Here is a 17,698-nt window from a genome sequence, read left to right as displayed (position 1 = left end):
TCACCGCGCTCGTTCATCGCCATGTGCAGATCGCTGCCGCCGACATTGAGGCGCTGGCTGATCACGCCCCGATCGACCCGCAGGAGCAGGAGATCGCAAACACCAACACCTGACGAGCCGTTCAACAATCCCGACAAACGGGAAGGCTCGGATCGAATACGGCAACGGCCGTCACTTATGGAAACGCAAAAAGAAGGACAGAAAATGCGTATCACGATGACTTCCAGGGCCGCGCCAGCGGCCGCCAGCATCATGGCTGCGTTCGCAGCTGCGATTGCACTGGCCGCGAGCCCGGCACTGGCGCAGAAGACATACGGCCCCGGTGCCAGCGACACCGAAATCAAGATCGGCAACACGGTGCCCTATAGCGGCCCGGCCTCAGCCTACGGCATTCTCGGCAAGGCCTACGGCGCCTATTTCAAGAAGATTAACGATGAGGGCGGCATCAACGGCCGCAAGATCGTCTTCATCTCCTATGACGACGCCTATTCGCCGCCGAAGACCGTGGAGCAGACCCGCAAGCTGGTCGAGAGCGACGAGGTGATGGCGATCGTCGGCAATGTCGGCACCGCCGCGAATGCCGCGATCCAGAAATACGTCAATGCCAAGAAGACGCCGCAACTGTTTCTCGCGACCGGTGCCACCCGCTGGAACGATCCGAAGCAGTTTCCATGGACCATGGGCTGGCTGCCGAGCTACCACGCCGAAGCTGCGGCCTATGCGAAGTATCTTCTGAAGGAGAAGCCGGATGCCAAGATCGGCGTGCTCTATCAGAATGACGATTTCGGCAAGGACTATCTGAAGGGACTGAAGGAAGGTTTCGGCGACAAGGCGGCGTCAAGGATCGTGGCTGAAGCGAGCTACGAGGTTTCCGAGCCGACCATCGACTCGCAGATCGTCAAGCTGAAGGCCGCCGGCGTCGATACGCTGTTCTCCTTTGCTGTCGGAAAATTCGCCGCACAGTCGATCAAGAAAGTCGCCGAGCTCGGCTGGAAGCCGCTGCACATCGTGCCGAATGCGAGTTCGTCGGTGGGCAGCGTGATCCGTCCGGCAGGCTTCGAGAATGCGCAGGACGTTTTGTCCGCGACCTTCGCCAAGGATCCGACCGATCCGCAGTGGAAGGACGATCCGGGCATGCAGAAGTTCTACGCCTATGTCGAGAAGTACATTCCGGAAGGCAAGGCGATGGAGAGCACCGTGCTGTCCGGCTACAGCATCGCCCAGACCATGGTCGAGGCGCTGAAGCAGTGCGGCGACGATCTCACCCATGAGAACCTGATGAAGCAGGCGGCCAACCTCAAGAACGTGCAGCTCGACGGGTTGCTGCCAGGGGTGACCGTCAACACCAGCCCGACCGACTTCTCGCCCATCGACCAGTTCCAGATGATGAGCTTCAAGGGCGAGCGCTGGCAGCGCTTCGGCGAGATCATCAAGGGCGAGACGCCGACCGCGGTGCGGTAGACGAGGTCATCAAGGGCGAGTTTGCCGCGACGGCTGAGCGCTGACATCCAAAACTCCGTCGTGCCCGGCCTTGTGCCGGGCATCTACGCCTTGGCCAAGAAAGAAGACGTGGATGGCCGGGACAAGCCCGGCCATGACGCGTTTATCTTTCATCTTTCCGGAGCACGTCGCCCCGGACCGGCACCACCTGCGTCGAAAGGTTCATTGTCCGTTCATGACGTCTGTATTACGATTTTGTGACATTCCGCAGGGTCCGGGCGCGGCGTGAGCCGGCTGGCCGTTGCCAGACAGGGCAGTTGTCTTGCCGGGTGTTCGCAGGCAAGTCATGCTGCCGTCGCCGATCTCAGTCTCTCCGGCGCAAGCCGGCCGCCGCTTCAAGGAGCGATTGGCGGCCGCTTGGCAGTATGTTCGGCAGTGGCCGCTGCGCACGGCGCTGATCGCTGCGATCCATACGCTCGGGATCTATGTTCTCGCCTCGGTCGAATATGGCCCGTTCGCCATCACGCTGGCGCTGTTCACCTGGGGTTTGCTGAATTTCCTGTTCCTCGCGCTGTTCAAGCGGCCGGGGATCAGCGCGGTGCTGTCGCTGCTGCTGGTCACGACGCTGATCGTGCTGTCGCAGTTCAAGTTCGGCATCACGCAGCTCACGCTGACCTTCCTGGATTTCCTGATCATCGATCGCGACACGATCTCGTTCCTGCATTCGATCTTCCCGCAGCTGCGGACCTGGCTCCTTATCGCCGCTGCCGTCGCGCTCCCGATCCTGTGGCTGATCTGGCGCGCCGATCCGTTCCGCCTGCGCCGCCGCAGTGCGCTGGCCGGTGCGGGTGTCTGCCTGGCGGGGATCGTCGGCCTGTCGGCAGCCAATCCTGAAAAGCCATGGGAGCCGTTCCAGGGCGTCAATCACATTTCCAATCTGGCGCGCTCGGGCGTGGTTTCGGTGTCGCATCTGACGGCAACCGGCTGGATCGAGGCGGACTCCAAGAGCCTCGTGAGTTCGGCGCAGGCCTCGCCGATGACCACCTGCGAGCCGGGCGTGAAGCGGCCGAACATCGTGATGGTGCTGGACGAGTCGTCATTCGACATCTCGGCGGCGCCGGGCATCAAGGTGCCGGCCGGCTATCACGATAACTTCAAGTCGGCGGATGGCCAGCAGCGCGCGCTGATCACCGAATCCAGCGGCGGTCCGACCTGGTACACCGAGTTCAATATCTTCACCGGGCTGTCGGCGCGCTCCTTCGGTGCGCTGAAGTTCTATGTCACCCGCATTGCCGCCGGGAAGATCTCGCGCGGCCTGCCGCAGGCGCTGCAGCGCTGCGGCTACAAGACCTTCTCGCTGTATCCGACCTACGGCAATTTCCTCAGCGCCCGCAGTTTCCAAGAGGGCGCGGGCATCGACGGCTTCATCGACATGGCGGCGATGGGCGTCAGCGAGGACATGCAGCCCGACAGGTTCTATTTCGACCAGGCCAGGGATCTCATCGCGCGCGAGAGCAAGACCGACCAGCCGGTCTTCGTGTTGGTCTATCTCACTGCCAATCATTTTCCGTGGACCACGACCTATCGCGACGACCTGACGCCCGCCGGCTGGCAGGCGCCGGGCAATACGGCGGAGGTGGATGAGTATATCCGCCGCCAGGCCATGACGGCTGCGGACTACAAGGCCTTCGTCGCGCAGCTCCAGAAGGACCATCCGACCGAGCCGTTCCTGCTGGTGCGGTTCGGCGACCATCAGCCCGCGATCGCGCAGAAACTGCTCGAACCCGATCTGCCGCAGCCGAAGCGCGCCGACCGGATCATGACGCATGATGTCAGATACTACACGACCTATTACGCCATCGACGCGCTGAACTACCGCCCCGAACTGACATCGGCACTGTCGACACTGGATGCTGCCTATCTGCCTGTGATGGTGCAGGAGGCCGCACGCGTCCCGCTCGATCCGTCCTTTGTCGAGCAGAAGAAGATCATGCTTCGCTGCAAGGGCGTGTTCTACGGCTGCAAGGGCGGCGATGAAGCCAGCCGATTCAATCGGTGGCTGATTGATGCGGGGCTGATCAAAGATCTCTGACCCGGCCGGTTGCAGCAGTGAGGGCAGGGTGTCTGTCCATCCCGTTCAGGCCAAGGTCATTGCCCGTTCATGACGATTACATTACAAATTAATGACATATCGCAGTTTCCGGCTGCGACATGCGCCCTCTGGCCGTCGCCAGCCCAGGCCCGAGGCCTCGCCGGTGGTGTTGCGTGCCGCTATGGCGCCTCCGCTCAATCCAGTACCCAGCGTCTCGCCAACTGCTGTCGCCGCGCCGACCAGCGTGTGGCGGCTGTTGGCCGTGGCTGCGCCGCATTTTGGCGCGCTGCTGGTAATGGTCCAGACCGAGACCGATCTGGTGGGCCGGATCGGCTTCGTGCTGGCCTGGGCCATCCTCAACTTCTTCTGGATTGCGCTCTTGCGCCGTCCCGCGCTGTCGGGGGCGCTGTCGCTGACCCTGGTCGTCATCTTGGTGCTGCTGTCGCGGCTGAAGCACGACGTAGTCCAGATGACCGCGAACTTCGTCGACCTGATGGTGATCGACCGCGACACCGCGGCCTTCCTGTTCACGATCTTTCCGAACCTGCGCTGGTCCGCCATTGGCGCCGCCGTCGTGGTGGTGCCACTGATGTATGCGCTGTGGTGGCTCGATCCGTTCCGCATCCGACGGCTGCCGGCGCTGGCCGCGCTGACGGCCTGCCTCGCCGCATTGACAGGCTATGCGTTGGCGTGGCCCGATGAAGCCTGGCGCGGCTATTACGATGACGGCTATCTGTCGAAATTCGCGCGCTCCGGCGTCACCGCCGTGTCGGACTTCAGCAGCCACGGTTTCATGGAGTCCGACGCGGTCATCACCGAGCGACTGAAGCTGCCGCTGGAGGATTCCTGCCATCCGGCAGGGCGTCGTCCGCACATCATCATGGTGCATGACGAGTCGTCCTTCGACATCCGTCAGGCCGCCGGCGTGAAGACGCCGAAAGGCTATGGCAGCCACTTCAATTCATGGGATGGCAAGGCGCGCAAATTTCTCGCCGAGAGCAATGGCGGGCCGAGCTGGTTCACCGAATACAACGTACTGGCCGGACTCTCGTCGCGCTCGTTCGGGCCGTTCTCCTATTTCGTCACGCGTATTGCTTCGGGCCGCGTCGAGCGCGGATTGCCACTGGCGCTACGCCGCTGCGGCTATAGCACCATCTCGCTCTATCCGGCCTTCGGCGCCTTCATGAGCGCGCGCAGCTTCCAGACCACCACCGGCGTCGAGCGCTTCTATGATGCCAAGGATCTCGGCGCCAAGGGCGTCGAGCCCGACAGCTTCTTCTACGATTCAGCGGCGCGCCTGATGACTGAGCAGCCGCCGGCCAATCCGCTATTCATGTTCGTCTATCTCGCCGCCAATCACTTTCCGTGGGAGACCAGATTTCGCCCAGACATGACGCCCGGCTGGCGCGCGCCCGGCAATGTGCCGGTGGTTGATGAATATCTGCGCCGGCAAGCGATGAGCGTCGATCACTATGGCGCGTTCGTCGCGAAGCTGAAGAAGCAATTTCCAGCGCAGCCGTTCCTGATCGTACGCTATGGCGATCATCAGCCCGAATTCGCGCCGGGCATTCTCGATCCCAACATGGATGAAGCGGGCCTCGGCAAGAAGCTGCAGAGTTACGACCCGCGCTACTACGCGACCTATTACGCCATCGACGCGATCAATTTCGAACCGGTGAAGAGCGCGACGGTGATGGACACGATCGACGGGCCGTATCTGCCGCTGGTCATCCAGGAAGCTGCAGGCATTCCGCTGGACCCGTCCTTCGAGGAGCAGAAGAAGATCATGCTTCGCTGCAAGGGACTGTTTTACGCCTGCAAGGACGGCGCGGAAGCGCGACGATTCAATCGCCTGTTGATCGATGCGGGGATGATCAAGAATTTGTAACGCCGGAGTTCGTAGGATGGGTAGAGCGCAGCGAAACCCATCGCTTTCGTGGCTCGCCATTGATGGGTTTCGCGAAGACGCTCTACCCATCCTACTTTTTCATCCTGTCCCACATCCACCAGGCCACACTCTCCGGCGAGCTCGTCGCATCATTCCCTGCGGCGCGGAGATTAGCTTCGCGCATCAGCGGCAGATCGATCTTGCCGAGCAGCGGCTGCAACGCACTGCGTAGCCTCTCGTCATCCGCGCGTTTCGGCGCCAGCAGCATGATCGCGTCATAGGGCGGGATCGCGTGTTTGGGATCATCCAGCACCATGAGATCGTATTTCGCGATCAGCCCATCGCTGGTGTAGCCGGCGATGACATCGACCTCGCCGGAGGCGACGGCGGCATACATGAAATCCGGCTGCATGGTGCGCTGGGTCTTGAATGACAGGCCGTAGGCTGCCTTCAGCCCCGCCCATTCCGGCCGCGAAAAGAATTCGTAATCGCCGGCGATGGTCATATTGCCGCTCAGCGCCGCGAGATCGGTGGCGGTCCTGATGCCCAGCGCTTGGGCCTTCATGCGCGGCATCACCAGCGCATAGGCATTGGCGAAACCGAGCTCGCCGAATAGCGTGATGCCCTGCTTGGCAAGCGCCGTCTTCAGCTCGGTGAGTAGTTGTTCGCGAGGCAGGATCTCGCTGCGGTGAAACTGGTTGGCCCAGAGCGTTCCGGAATAATCGATATAGACGTCGATATCGCCGGAGGTCAGTGCATCGTAGATCACGCTGGAGCCGAGACCCTGCCGCGTCGTGGCGGGCAGGCTGGCCGCCTGCAGACGCTGCGACATCAGCGCGGCCAGCACATATTGTTCGGTGAAGGTCTTGGCGCCGACCACGATGCGCGTGCCGGAACGGGCGAATGACGGTGCGAGTGTGACGATCACCAGCGCCGCGATACCGAGCGCACCGATGGTCGTGTGGATGCGGCTGCGCAGGCGGATGCCCGTTTCGATCAGCGCCAGCAATTGATCGACTGCCAGCGCAAGAATTGCCGCGGCGACGCAGCCGAAGATCACCAGCACCCAGTTCTGCGTCTGCAGTCCCGCGAAGATGTAGTTGCCGAGTGAGGTCTGGCCGATCGGCGTCGACAGCGTCGCGGTGCCGATGACCCACACCGCGGAGGTGCGGATGCCGGCCATGATGACGGGCAATGCCAGCGGCAGTTCGACCATGGCGAGCGATTGCCGCGGCGTCATGCCGACGCCTTGCGCGGCCTCGGTCAATGCGGGATCGACGCCGTTCAATCCGGTGATGGTGTTGCGCAGCACCGGCAGCATCGAATACAGGGCCAACGCCAGCACGGCCGGCAGGAATCCGAAGGCCGAGAAGCTGACGCCGAGATATTGCAGCGACAGCGCCGCAAGCGCGAGCAATAGGGGATAGAACAAAGCCAGCAGTGCCAGGCCCGGCACTGTCTGCACGATGCTGGCCACACCGAGCAGCGCGCTGCGCATCACCGGCCGGTGCCGCGCGATGATGGCCAGCGGCAGGCTGATGACGAGGCCAAGCGCCAGCGCGGCGAGACTGACGCGCACGTGGCTGCCGAGATAATCCGGCAGATGCCCGAGCGCGTCGCTCCAGCGCGGATCGGTGAACAGGCTCATGTCGCGCCGCCTTGGGGCGCCGCGCCATCCTTCGGCAGCAGCATCTGAAGTCGTTCCGCTTGCCGGCGCGGTGTGCCCAGCAACTCACCGACATAGGGATCGGTGCTTTCGGATAACTGAGTGGGCGTGCCTTCCGCGAGCAGTTTGCCTGAGCGCATCACCGCAACACGATCGGCGAGCAGGATCGCTTCCGTCATGTCGTGGGTGATCATGATGGTGGTGAGGCCGAGCTTGTGATGCAGCGCGCGGTAGTCGTCGCCCAGCGCATCGCGGGTCAGCGGATCGAGCGCGCCGAACGGTTCATCCATCAGCACGATGCGTGGTTTTGCGGCGAGGGCGCGTGCAACGCCGACGCGCTGGCGCTGGCCGCCGGAGAGTTCGTGCGGGAAGCGGTCGCGATGCTGTGTGCGGTCGAGGCGCACGAGATCGAGCAATTCATCGACGCGCCCGGCGATCTCCTTAGGGGGGGTGCCAAGCAACTTGGGCGTGATGCCGATATTGTCTTTGATGCTCATATGCGGAAACAACCCGCCGCTCTGGAACACATAGCCGATGCGCCGGCGCAGTTCGATGGGATCAACCTGCGCCACGTCCTCGCCGGCGATGGTGATGTGTCCCGCGTCCGGCGCGATCAACCGGTTGGCCAGCCGCATCAGCGTGGTCTTGCCAGAGCCGGAGCCGCCGACCACCGCGAGGAACTCACCCTCCGCGACAGCGAGCGAAACGTCATCGACGGCTTTGATGGCCTCGCCGTCGAAGCTCTTGCTGACATGGGAGAAGCGGATGAGGGGCTGCGTCATACTTAATTGTCATCCCCGCGAAGGCGGGGATCCATAACCTCCAGAGAAGAAGGCAAGGCCCGGTCGATCCCACAGCGCAAACTTAGGTCTCCTGAGGCTATGGGTCCCCGCCTTCGCGGGGACGACAAATGATGGGGCGCCGATGAAAGCTATCATGCAGCATCTGCATCACCAACCCGCCCCAGACGTTGAATTCCCAGCCCTGCGGCGCTAAGCCAGTCCCGGAACAAAAACACTCTGGGGAACGCGCGTGCAGGCAGGTGGGGCCGCGGCATCGATGGCGGTGGCGCTTGATGACGCGACAGTGGCGTTCGGTATTGCCGATAATCGCATCTATACGGCGGTGGAGAAGGCGACACTCCGGGTCGCGGATGGCGAGTTCGTTGCCATCGTCGGGCCGACCGGCTGTGGCAAATCTACACTGCTCAATGTCGCTGCCGGGCTGCTGGCGCCAGCCTCCGGTGCGGTCCGGATCTTCGGTCAGCCGCTGGGCGGACTGAACGCGCAGGCGGGCTACCTGTTTCAGGCCGACGCGCTGTTTCCCTGGAAGACCGCGCTCGATAATGTTGCCATTGGGCTGGAGATCGCGGGCATAGCGCGCGACGCGGCGCTGGCGCGGGCGCAGGACTGGTTGACCTCGGTGGGTCTCGGCGCCTTCGCTGGGCGCTATCCGCATATGCTGTCGGGCGGCCAGCGCAAGCGCGTCGGTCTTGCGCAGGTGCTGATCCGTAATCCGAAAATCCTGCTGATGGATGAGCCGTTCGGGCCGCTTGACGCACAGACCCGGCAGGTGATGGGCAACCTGCTGCTGGATTTGTGGAGCAGGGATCGCAAAGCGGTGCTGTTCGTCACGCACGATCTCGAAGAGGCAATCGCGCTGGCCGACCGTGTCGTCATCATGTCGGCGGGGCCTGGCTCGCGCATCATCGGCGACTGGAAAGTGCCGTTGCCGCGGCCGCGCGATATTTTCGAAGTGCGGCTCGACAAGGAATTTCACGCGCTTCACCGCGAGATCTGGAGCGTGCTGAAGGACGAAGTGATGAAGGGCTATGCGCAGTCCGCTGGTATGGGAGCCGCGTCATGACGCGTCCTGTATTGCTGCTGTGTCAGGTACTCGTCGCCGTGGTCGTCATCGGGCTGTGGCACCTGCTCACCACCGTGCCGGTGTTCGGCCGCATCCTGCTGCCGCCGTTCTTCTTCTCTAACCCCTGGGATGTCGGCAGCCAGATCTATAGCTGGTTTGCCAGTGGCATTATCTGGAAGCATCTCGGCATCACACTGCTGGAATCCGTGCTGGCCTTCGTGATCGGCTCGACACTGGGCGTGCTGATCGGCTTCTGGTTCGCGCGTCAGCCGCGCCTCGCCGCGATCTTCGATCCCTATGTGAAGATGGCCAATGCGCTGCCGCGCGTGGTGCTGGCGCCGATCTTCGCGCTGTGGCTCGGGCTCGGCATCTGGTCGAAAGTGGCGCTCGGCGTCACGCTGGTGTTCTTCATCGTGTTCTTCAACGTCTATCAGGGCGTCAAGGAAGTCTCACCGACAGTGCTCGCCAATGGTCGCATGCTGGGCATGAGCGAGCGGCAGCTGATGCGCCATGTGTTCTGGCCATCGGCTCTGTCATGGATGTTCTCGTCGCTGCACACCGCGGTGGGCTTTGCCGTCGTCGGCGCCGTGGTCGGCGAATATCTGGGATCGGCGGCCGGGCTCGGTTACGTCATCCAGCAGGCGGAAGGCACGTTCGACGTCGCCGGCGTCTTTGCAGGGATGTTCGTGCTGTCGGCCTTCGTAATCGCGATCGATATTCTCGTGACGATGGTCGAGAAGCGGTTGCTGGTGTGGAAGCCGGTGGCGAGCGAAGGGCGGAGCTGAGACGGGTGAGGGGGGAGCTAGCGAGTGAAACACTGGCTCCCCCTCACCCGGATCACACGCTGTCGCTTGTGATCCGACCTCTCCCCGCAAGCGGGGCGAGGTTAAGCAGAGCCCGTGGCTTACGGCAGCGGCTTGGTGTCGTCCGGCGCCTGCGGCGGGGTCTTGATGGCGATGGCGCGGAACGGCTTGCCGTCGGGCTTGGTGCCGCCATGGGGCGTGCCCTTCGGGATGATGATGAGGTCGCCGGCCTTGACCTGAACTTCCTTGTCGCCGAGCCACACAGTGCCGGTGCCTTCGAGGATGTACTGGATCTCGTTGGTGTTGGGATGCATGTGCTTCACCACATTGCCGTCCTGCACCGAGATGGTCGCGCCGTCGGCCTGCATGAACATCTTGGAGCGGAAGCCGGTGGGTGAGGCCGGGCCGAGTGCGTCGCCGACGAGTTCGGGAACGTGGATGACCTGCGCGGTGATGTTTTCCGCGGCATGTGCCGGCGTGATGCCCTCGGGCACGAGATGCGTGATGAGACAACCGGCGGCGAAGGCTGCGGTGATCGAGAGTGTCGCAGTGATGCGCTTCATGAACGTTCCCCCTGGATGACAATGATTTGCCGCGCGGATGCTATGTCGCGGGACGTGGGTTGACCAGTGCCGGCTTTCCAACCGGCGGAGGCTCCTCTATCCTCCGCGCCTGATAGCAGCGGAGGAAACAATGACAACAAACATAAAAACCGGCTTGAGCCGTTTATTCCCCACACGTCTTTTCCTTGCGAGCCTTTTGTCGCTGTTTCTCGTTCATCCCGCTGCAGCGCAAACCAACGTGACCATCGCCATCGGCGGCGGGGCGTGCCTGTGCTATCTGCCGACCGTGCTGGCCAAGCAGCTCGGCGAATACGAGAAGGCGGGTCTCGCCGTCGAGCTGGTCGATCTCAAGGGCGGCTCCGATGCGTTGAAAGCCGTGCTCGGCGGCAGCGCCGATGTGGTTTCCGGCTATTTCGATCATTGCGTCAATCTCGCCGCCAAGAAGCAGGAGCTGCAGAGCTTCGTGGTCTATGACCGCTATCCCGGTCTCGTGCTGGTGGTGTCGCCGAAGCACACCGGCAAGATCACGTCGATCAAGGATCTCGCCGGCAAGAAAGTCGGCGTCAGCGCGCCGGGCTCGTCGACGGACTTCTTCCTGAAGTATCAGCTCAAGAAGAACGGTCTCGATCCGGCCGGTACTGCTGTGATCGGCGTCGGCCTCGGCGCGACCGCGGTGGCGGCGATGGAGCAGGGGCAGATCGAAGCCGCGGTGATGCTCGATCCTGCCGTCACCGTGCTGCAGGGCAGCCACAAAGACCTCACGATTCTCAGCGATACCCGCACACAGAAGGACACGCTGGCGGTGTTCTCCGGCGAATATCCCGGTGGCGCGCTGTATTCGACGACGGCCTGGGTCAAGGGACACGAGAAAGAAGTGCAGGGTCTGACCAACGCGATCATGAACACGCTGAAATGGATCCACAGTCATACGCCGGAAGAGATCATGGCGAAGATGCCCGAAGGCATTGTCGGCAAGGACAAGGAGCTCTATCTCGCCGCGCTCAAGAACACGCTCCCGATGTATTCGGAGACCGGCTTGATGGATCCGAAGGGCGCCGCTGCCGTGCTCGCCGTGTTCAGTGAAGGCTCGCCTGAGGTGGCCAAGGCCAATATCGACGTCAGCAAGACCTACACCAATAAATATGTCGAGCAGTTCGCAAAGACGACGGGGACGAATGCGAAGTAGGTTCTGCGTATGATGACGCCGGTCATTCACCGCGTCACGCAACTCGACCTCACACGCAGCGATTGGCTGTGGCCGTTCGCGCGTGAGCGGCGGGAGGAGATCGACGCTCACTTCGCAAGCAAGCGCGCCGAGAAGCCGCAACTGTTCAATGGGCGCGTGTTGCTGGCGCGCAATGCGCAGTTCACCGGCGAGCGGTTTCGCGCGGACTATTTCGAGACCGATTTTGCGAGCTTTCTGGCGTGGCGGGATTGGCGCTGTCCCGATCCGGATGTGTTCAACGGATTTGGCATGGGCGCGCTGCGTGCCAGCGACGGCGCCTTCGTGCTCGGCGAGATGGGGCAGCATACATCCAATGCCGGACGCATCTATTTTGCGGCGGGCACGCCCGATCTGGACGACCTGCGCGGCGATGTGGTCGATATCGCGGGCAGTGTGACGCGTGAAGTCGAGGAAGAGCTCGGTCTGACGGAAGCCGATTACCGGGCCGACGCTGCCTGGTCATGCGTCGTGACGGATTTCTCGGTAGCGATGATGCGTCTTCTCGATGCGGATCAGCCGGGTGAGACGCTGCGCAGCACCATCGAAGCCAATCTTGCCGGTCAGGCGTCGCCTGAGCTGAGCGGAATTCATCTGGTGCGCAGCGAAGCCGACTTCACCCCGACGATGCCGCTGTTTGTGACAGCGTTTATGACAGCGCAACTGACGCCAGCGGCGTGATCTGCTGGTATTGCCGGGATCGGCGCGCTACGCTTGCAATCCCCGTGTCCCGGAGTTGCCGATCTCATGTCTGCCAAGCCAGTTGTGTCCGCGTTGAAGTCCTATATCGAACCGTATCGGGTCGACGGTTCGAAAGCTTTCCACCTCAAGGCGCATGACACCAATGGCAGCGGCGGGCTGCACAAGGAAACCGGCAAGAAGATCATCGAGGCCAACCGTCGCCGGCTGCAGGAGCTGCAGGAGAAGCTCTATGCGCAGGATCGCTGGTCGCTGCTGCTGATCTTCCAGGGCATGGACGCCGCCGGCAAGGACAGCGCCATCGAGAGCGTGTTCGACGGCATCAATCCGCAGGGCTGCGAGGTGCATTCGTTCAAGACGCCGTCGTCGAACGAGCTCGATCATGATTTCATGTGGCGCCATACCATAGCGCTGCCGCAGCGCGGACGTATCGGCATCTTCAATCGCTCTTATTACGAGGAATGTCTTGTCGTCCGTGTGCATCCGGAGATTCTCGCCAAGCAGAAAATTCCGGCGGAGCTGGTGACAAAAGATATCTGGCGCGAGCGCTTCGAGGACATCACCGCCTTCGAGAAATATCTCGCGCGCAACGGCACCGTGGTGCTGAAATTCTTTCTCAACGTCTCCAAGGAAGAGCAGCGCGAGCGCTTCCTCGATCGTCTCGAGCAGCCGGCGAAGAACTGGAAGTTCTCATCGGCCGATATCGCCGAGCGCGCGTTGTGGGACAAGTATCAGGAGGCCTATGAGGACCTGATCAAGCGTACCTCCTGCGAGGAAGCGCCATGGCACGTGGTGCCGGCGGATCGCAAATGGTTCTCACGCGTGGTGATCGGCTCGGCCATCGTCAACGCGCTGGAGAAGCTGGACCTGCACTTCCCCACCGTGGACGGCGAGGCGAAGAAGGACTTTACGCTGATCCGCGAGGCGCTGGAGAAAGAAGGGCCGCCAAGGGAAGGCAAGCCTGTGGTGAAGAAGGTCGCGAAGAAGAAGGTGGCCAAGAAGAAAGCGGCGAAGAAAACGTGATATTTTCTGGCTGTCATCCCCGCGAAGGCGGGGATCCATACACGCCGAAGAGGCCGTTCGTACGTTGTCGTTGCGACTTTGCCGTTTTGATTAGTTCGACCGTGGCTATGGGTCCCCGCCTTCGCGGGGACGACAGCTACGGCGGGCTAGTTTAATTCAACTTCAATTCCTTCAACACCGCGGCGACCTTGTCCTGCGCCGCGTCATTCAATGGCAGCACCGGGCGCGGTGGCTTCGCATCCGTCAGCCCCATCTGCTCCGCAGCCGCATACATCACGCGCAGGCTGGAAAATTGCTTGAACAGATCCCACAGCGGCTGCATCGCGCCGTTGAGGCGGCGCGCTTCGTCGGCATTTCCGGCTTGCGCTGCGCGGGTGATGGCCAGGCAACTCTTTGGAAACAGGCCCGCCGCCACGCAATACCAGGCGTCGCCGCCGGCCAGCAGCGTCTCCATGGAATTCCAGTCCCCGGCATAGCCGACCGAAAAGCCTGATGGCACGGCGGCACGCATCTGCTTCAGGTGATCTGCCGCGAGGCTGGCTTCGGGGGAGGTGCCTTTCACGGCGACGACGCCGGGAATACGTGCGATTCGGCCGACCAGGTCGGGCGTGAACTTGAAATGCGTGGTGGCGAAATTGTCGTAGATCACGATCGGCAGTTTGCTCTCGCCGGCAACCACCTTGAAGTGCTCGAACACTTCATCCTCGGTCAGCGGTGTGTAGGACACCGGCGCCAGCAGGCCGGCGGCGGCGCCGGCCGCCTTGGCATCGCGGGCGAGTTCGATCGTCTCGTCGGTGCGCAGCGCGCCGATCCCGACCAGCACGGGGACGCGGCCGTTGACCTCCGCAATGGCGGCTTCAGTGGCGCGCCGGCGCTCATCACGGCTGAGAAACGGATACGATCCGGTGCTGCCCAGGAGGCCAATGGAATCGACCTTGGCCGCCGCCAGCGGTGCCACCAGCCGCCGCAGCGCGGGCGTATCGACCCTGCCATTCGTATTCATCGGCGTGATCGGGAAAGCGGATAATCCCTTGGCGAAAGTCATCGTCCTGTCCTCGCAATTGCCGTTCGGTCTTAGGGCAAAAGGATTGCTGCGAAAACGTCCAGTTGGCGATGTTCTGGCTAGGCCAGTCGGCCACGCACCTCAGCTTCTCCCAGGAGGATTTAGGTCAGCATTCCTGACCCTCTTAGCCGTTGCAGCCTCCCGCAATTGTCGTCTAGAACGACCGCAGGCCCTCGTCGGCAACGAACCATCAAGGGTTTTCCTTGAGACTGGTTTTGGCCGAGGATGTGGGCCTGAAGGTGTGGCAATGCTGATTCGCAGCGACATGGTTGGAGTTTCCGGGGGAGTGGCTGTTGCCGCTGGTTCCGACGCGATTCCGGCTGCGCTGCGCTCCAACCTCCTTCTCGGCGGGCTGCTTCTGCTTATCTGCCCCTGAGCGCCGTCTGGGCCGTTTGGCCTGGGTACTCAGGGGATCATGACATCCAGAACCATCAGCTCCCTCTGGCGCCCAGACATTAGCGCCTCGACCTAAGGAATATTCCATGACCACGACTCAGAAGTCCGACAAGGACCGCGTCTTCATTTTCGACACCACCTTGCGTGATGGCGAGCAGTGCCCCGGCGCCACCATGACCTTCGAGGAGAAGCTCGAAATCGCCGAGATGCTCGACGATATGGGCGTCGATATCATCGAGGCCGGTTTCCCAATCTCGTCGGAAGGTGATTTCGAGGCGGTGCACGAGATTGCCAAGCGCTCGAAGAACTCGGTTATCGCCGGTCTCGGCCGCGTCAATCCGAAGGACATCGACCGCTGCGCTGAAGCGGTGAAGCCCGCCGGTGATCGTGCTCGCGTTCACATGGTGATCGCGACCTCGCCGTTGCATATGCGCGTCAAGCTGAACATGACCCCGGAACAGGTGATCGACGCCTCGGTGGCTGGCGTCACCCGTGCCCGCAACATGGTCAACAATGTCGAATGGTCGGCGGAAGACGCCACCCGCAGCGACATCGACTTCCTGTGCCGCATCACCGAGGCCGTCATCAAGGCCGGCGCCACCACGGTGAACATTCCCGACACAGTCGGTTACACCACGCCGGAAGAATACACCCGCATCATCCGCACCCTGCGCGAGCGCGTGCCGAATTCCGATCAGGCGATCTTCTCCGTCCATTGCCACAACGATCTCGGCATGGCGGTGGCGAATACGCTGGCCGGTATCGACGGCGGCGCGCGTCAGGTCGAGTGCACCATTAACGGCATCGGCGAGCGCGCGGGCAATGCGGCGCTGGAAGAAGTCGTGATGGCCATCAATGTGCGGAACGACAAATTCCCGTACTGGAACAGGATCGACCCGACGATGCTCACCCGCGCGTCGAAGGTGGTCTCGGCGGCGACCTCGTTCCCGGTGCAGTACAACAAGGCGATCGTCGGCCGTAATGCCTTCGCGCATGAGAGCGGCATCCATCAGGATGGCGTGCTGAAGGACGCATCGACCTACGAAATCATGACGCCGGCCTCGGTGGGCCTGAAGCAGTCGTCGATCGTGCTCGGCAAGCATTCCGGCCGTCACGCCTTCATCCATCGTCTGGAAGAGCTGGGCTACAAGCTGGGCAAGAACCAGATCGAGGACGCCTTCATCCGCATGAAGGCCTTGGCGGATCGCAAGAAGGATATCTACGACGAGGATATCGAGGCGCTTGTCGATCAGGAGATCGTGCAGGCCCATGACCGCATCAAGCTGGTGTCGCTGACGGTGATCGCCGGCACCCATGGCCCGCAGCGCGCCACCATGAAGCTGAATGTCGAAGGCGTGCTGAAGATCGAGGAGGCCGAGGGCAATGGTCCGGTCGATGCGGTGTTCAACTGCATCAAGGCGCTGGTGCCGCATGAGGCCAAGCTGGAACTGTATCAGGTCCACGCCGTGACCGAAGGCACCGACGCGCAGGCGGAAGTATCGGTGCGGCTGGCCCATGAAGGCCGATCGATGACCTCGCGCGCCGCCGATCCGGATACGCTGGTGGCCTCGGCAAAGGCCTATCTCGGCGCCTTGAACAAGATCGTCATGAAACGCGAGCGCGATATGCCGGCGCCGGTTGCTGCCGCGAGCTGATCTTGCTCTGAAACTTTGACGCGTAATCAACGCGGAGCTTCGGCTCCGCGTTTTGCGTTGCAGCATCGATTTCATGTTGTACCCCTGCGAAGGGGCAATGGCGTTTGCGCATTGATCTCTATATTGCTGCAACTGGCATACAAGCGGGAGCCGCTCAATGAGCTCCCACGTCATACGGGAGAAACACATGCGCAAATTGATTTTCGCAGCAGCATCGGTCGCCGCGCTTGCATTGATAGGACCGGCCGCCGCGCAGGCGCCTATCATCATCAAATTCAGCCATGTCGTCGCGCCGAACACGCCGAAGGGCCTCGCTGCGGAGAAGTTCAAGGAACTCGCCGAGAAATACACCGACGGCAAGGTCAAGGTCGAAGTCTATCCGAACTCGCAGCTCTACAAGGACAAGGAAGAGCTGGAAGCCTTGCAGCTCGGCGCGGTGCAAATGCTGGCGCCGTCGAACTCGAAGTTCGGGCCGATCGGCGTCAAGGAGTTCGAGGTTTTCGATCTTCCCTACATCCTTCCGGACCTCGCCACCCTGCGCAAGGTGACTGACGGCCCGCTTGGCGCGCGGCTGCTCAAGCTGCTGGATTCCAAAGGCATGACCGGCCTTGCCTATTGGGACAACGGCTTCAAGCAGATGACCGCGAACAAGAAGTTGCTCACTCCCGCGGACTACAAAGGCATGAAATTCCGCATTCAGTCGTCAAAGGTGCTGGAAGCTCAATTCCGCACGCTTGGCGCGATTCCGCAGGTGATGGCGTTCTCGGAAGTGTACCAGGCGCTGCAGACGGGCGTGGTCGATGGTCAGGAGAATACGCCGTCGAACATCTACACCCAGAAAATGCATGAGGTGCAGAAGTACACTACGCTGACCAACCACGGTTATATCGGTTACGTTGTGGTGGTGAACAAGAAATTCTGGGATGGCATTCCGGCGGATACACGCGGCCTTCTGGAAAAGGCCATGAAGGAAGCCACCGCCTATGGCAACGGCCAGTCGGCGAAGGAAAACGACGACGCACTCGCCGAGATGAAGAAGAGCGGCAAGACCGAATTTGTTACACTGACGCCGGAGCAGGATGCGGGCATGCGCAAGGCGGTGGAGTCGGTTTATACCGATGTGGCAGGCCGGGTAGGCAAGCCACTGATCGACGAATTTCTCAAGGAAACGCGCGGCGCCACCAACTAGGATTGACGATGTGAGCTTCCGCGCCCTCGGGTGCGGAAGCCACTGACGCCCCGGGGGCCGCAGTTGCCTGACTGCGGAATGGGGTTAGCGCAAGGTCACGCCGCGATCAGATCAATTGCCGGTTGACCCGCAC

Annotated in this window: 14 protein-coding genes; 10 read left to right on the top strand and 4 right to left on the bottom strand. The window is 62.0% G+C overall.

The window, feature by feature from the left end:
- Positions 1-204 precede the first annotated feature (204 nt).
- The 3 genes from HP556_RS09920 (at position 205) to HP556_RS09910 (ending at position 5,420) form a co-directional block, all read left to right on the top strand.
- Complete coding sequence (locus tag HP556_RS09920) at positions 205-1,461, top strand: ABC transporter substrate-binding protein (protein ID WP_175366851.1); 1,257 nt, start codon at positions 205-207, stop codon at positions 1,459-1,461.
- 325 nt (positions 1,462-1,786) lie between these two features.
- The gene (locus HP556_RS09915; RefSeq protein ID WP_175366850.1) at positions 1,787-3,532 is read left to right on the top strand and encodes a sulfatase-like hydrolase/transferase; all 1,746 of its coding nucleotides are present in this window, start codon (positions 1,787-1,789) and stop codon (positions 3,530-3,532) included.
- Between the two features lie 181 nt (positions 3,533-3,713).
- Entirely contained in the window at positions 3,714-5,420 is a 1,707-nt protein-coding gene (locus HP556_RS09910) for a sulfatase-like hydrolase/transferase (RefSeq protein ID WP_175366865.1), read from the top strand.
- A 91-nt stretch (positions 5,421-5,511) separates the two neighbouring features.
- Here the strand turns inward: HP556_RS09910 and HP556_RS09905 are convergent, their stop codons facing one another.
- Positions 5,512-7,068 (bottom strand): ABC transporter permease/substrate-binding protein, encoded by a 1,557-nt coding sequence (locus HP556_RS09905; RefSeq protein ID WP_175366849.1) that lies wholly within the window; start codon positions 7,066-7,068, stop codon positions 5,512-5,514.
- Positions 7,065-7,868: an ATP-binding cassette domain-containing protein gene (locus tag HP556_RS09900; protein WP_175366848.1), complete on the bottom strand. Its 804-nt coding sequence runs from the start codon at positions 7,866-7,868 to the stop codon at positions 7,065-7,067. The genes HP556_RS09905 and HP556_RS09900 overlap by 4 nt, the downstream gene beginning before the upstream one ends.
- Positions 7,869-8,145: 277 nt before the next feature.
- Between HP556_RS09900 and HP556_RS09895 the strand changes: the two genes are divergently transcribed.
- Positions 8,146-8,952, top strand: a complete 807-nt coding sequence (locus HP556_RS09895) for an ABC transporter ATP-binding protein (protein ID WP_175366864.1) — start codon at positions 8,146-8,148, stop codon at positions 8,950-8,952.
- Positions 8,949-9,737 carry an ABC transporter permease gene (locus HP556_RS09890; RefSeq protein ID WP_175366847.1) on the top strand — a complete coding sequence of 263 codons (789 nt, stop codon included), beginning with the start codon at positions 8,949-8,951 and terminating at the stop codon, positions 9,735-9,737. The genes HP556_RS09895 and HP556_RS09890 overlap by 4 nt, the downstream gene beginning before the upstream one ends.
- Before the next feature lie 119 nt (positions 9,738-9,856).
- Here HP556_RS09890 and HP556_RS09885 read toward each other — a convergent pair whose 3' ends face one another.
- Entirely contained in the window at positions 9,857-10,318 is a 462-nt protein-coding gene (locus HP556_RS09885; protein ID WP_175366846.1) for a cupin domain-containing protein, read from the bottom strand.
- Positions 10,319-10,448: 130 nt separating this feature from the next.
- Between HP556_RS09885 and HP556_RS09880 the strand changes: the two genes are divergently transcribed.
- From HP556_RS09880 to HP556_RS09870, 3 genes are all read left to right on the top strand, one after another.
- Positions 10,449-11,504: an ABC transporter substrate-binding protein gene (locus HP556_RS09880; RefSeq protein ID WP_175366845.1), complete on the top strand. Its 1,056-nt coding sequence runs from the start codon at positions 10,449-10,451 to the stop codon at positions 11,502-11,504.
- Positions 11,505-11,513: 9 nt separating this feature from the next.
- Positions 11,514-12,221 carry an NUDIX hydrolase gene (locus HP556_RS09875; RefSeq protein ID WP_175366844.1) on the top strand — a complete coding sequence of 236 codons (708 nt, stop codon included), beginning with the start codon at positions 11,514-11,516 and terminating at the stop codon, positions 12,219-12,221.
- A 66-nt stretch (positions 12,222-12,287) separates the two neighbouring features.
- The gene (locus tag HP556_RS09870) at positions 12,288-13,262 is read left to right on the top strand and encodes a polyphosphate kinase 2 family protein (protein ID WP_175366843.1); all 975 of its coding nucleotides are present in this window, start codon (positions 12,288-12,290) and stop codon (positions 13,260-13,262) included.
- 151 nt (positions 13,263-13,413) lie between these two features.
- Here the strand turns inward: HP556_RS09870 and HP556_RS09865 are convergent, their stop codons facing one another.
- Positions 13,414-14,307 carry a dihydrodipicolinate synthase family protein gene (locus tag HP556_RS09865; RefSeq protein WP_175366842.1) on the bottom strand — a complete coding sequence of 298 codons (894 nt, stop codon included), beginning with the start codon at positions 14,305-14,307 and terminating at the stop codon, positions 13,414-13,416.
- Positions 14,308-14,807: 500 nt separating this feature from the next.
- Between HP556_RS09865 and HP556_RS09860 the strand changes: the two genes are divergently transcribed.
- Together HP556_RS09860 and HP556_RS09855 are read left to right on the top strand one after the other, a co-directional pair.
- On the top strand, positions 14,808-16,376 hold the full coding sequence (locus tag HP556_RS09860) for a 2-isopropylmalate synthase (protein WP_175366841.1): 1,569 nt from the start codon (positions 14,808-14,810) through the stop codon (positions 16,374-16,376).
- A gap of 187 nt (positions 16,377-16,563) precedes the next feature.
- The gene (locus HP556_RS09855) at positions 16,564-17,565 is read left to right on the top strand and encodes a TRAP transporter substrate-binding protein (RefSeq protein WP_068738418.1); all 1,002 of its coding nucleotides are present in this window, start codon (positions 16,564-16,566) and stop codon (positions 17,563-17,565) included.
- Positions 17,566-17,698 lie beyond the last annotated feature (133 nt).

This window comes from Tardiphaga robiniae (assembly GCF_013359755.1).
Taxonomy (GTDB): Bacteria; Pseudomonadota; Alphaproteobacteria; order Rhizobiales; family Xanthobacteraceae; genus Tardiphaga; species Tardiphaga robiniae.
Note: the sequence above shows the minus strand (reverse complement) of the source record. Positions and strands in the feature narration are given on the sequence as shown.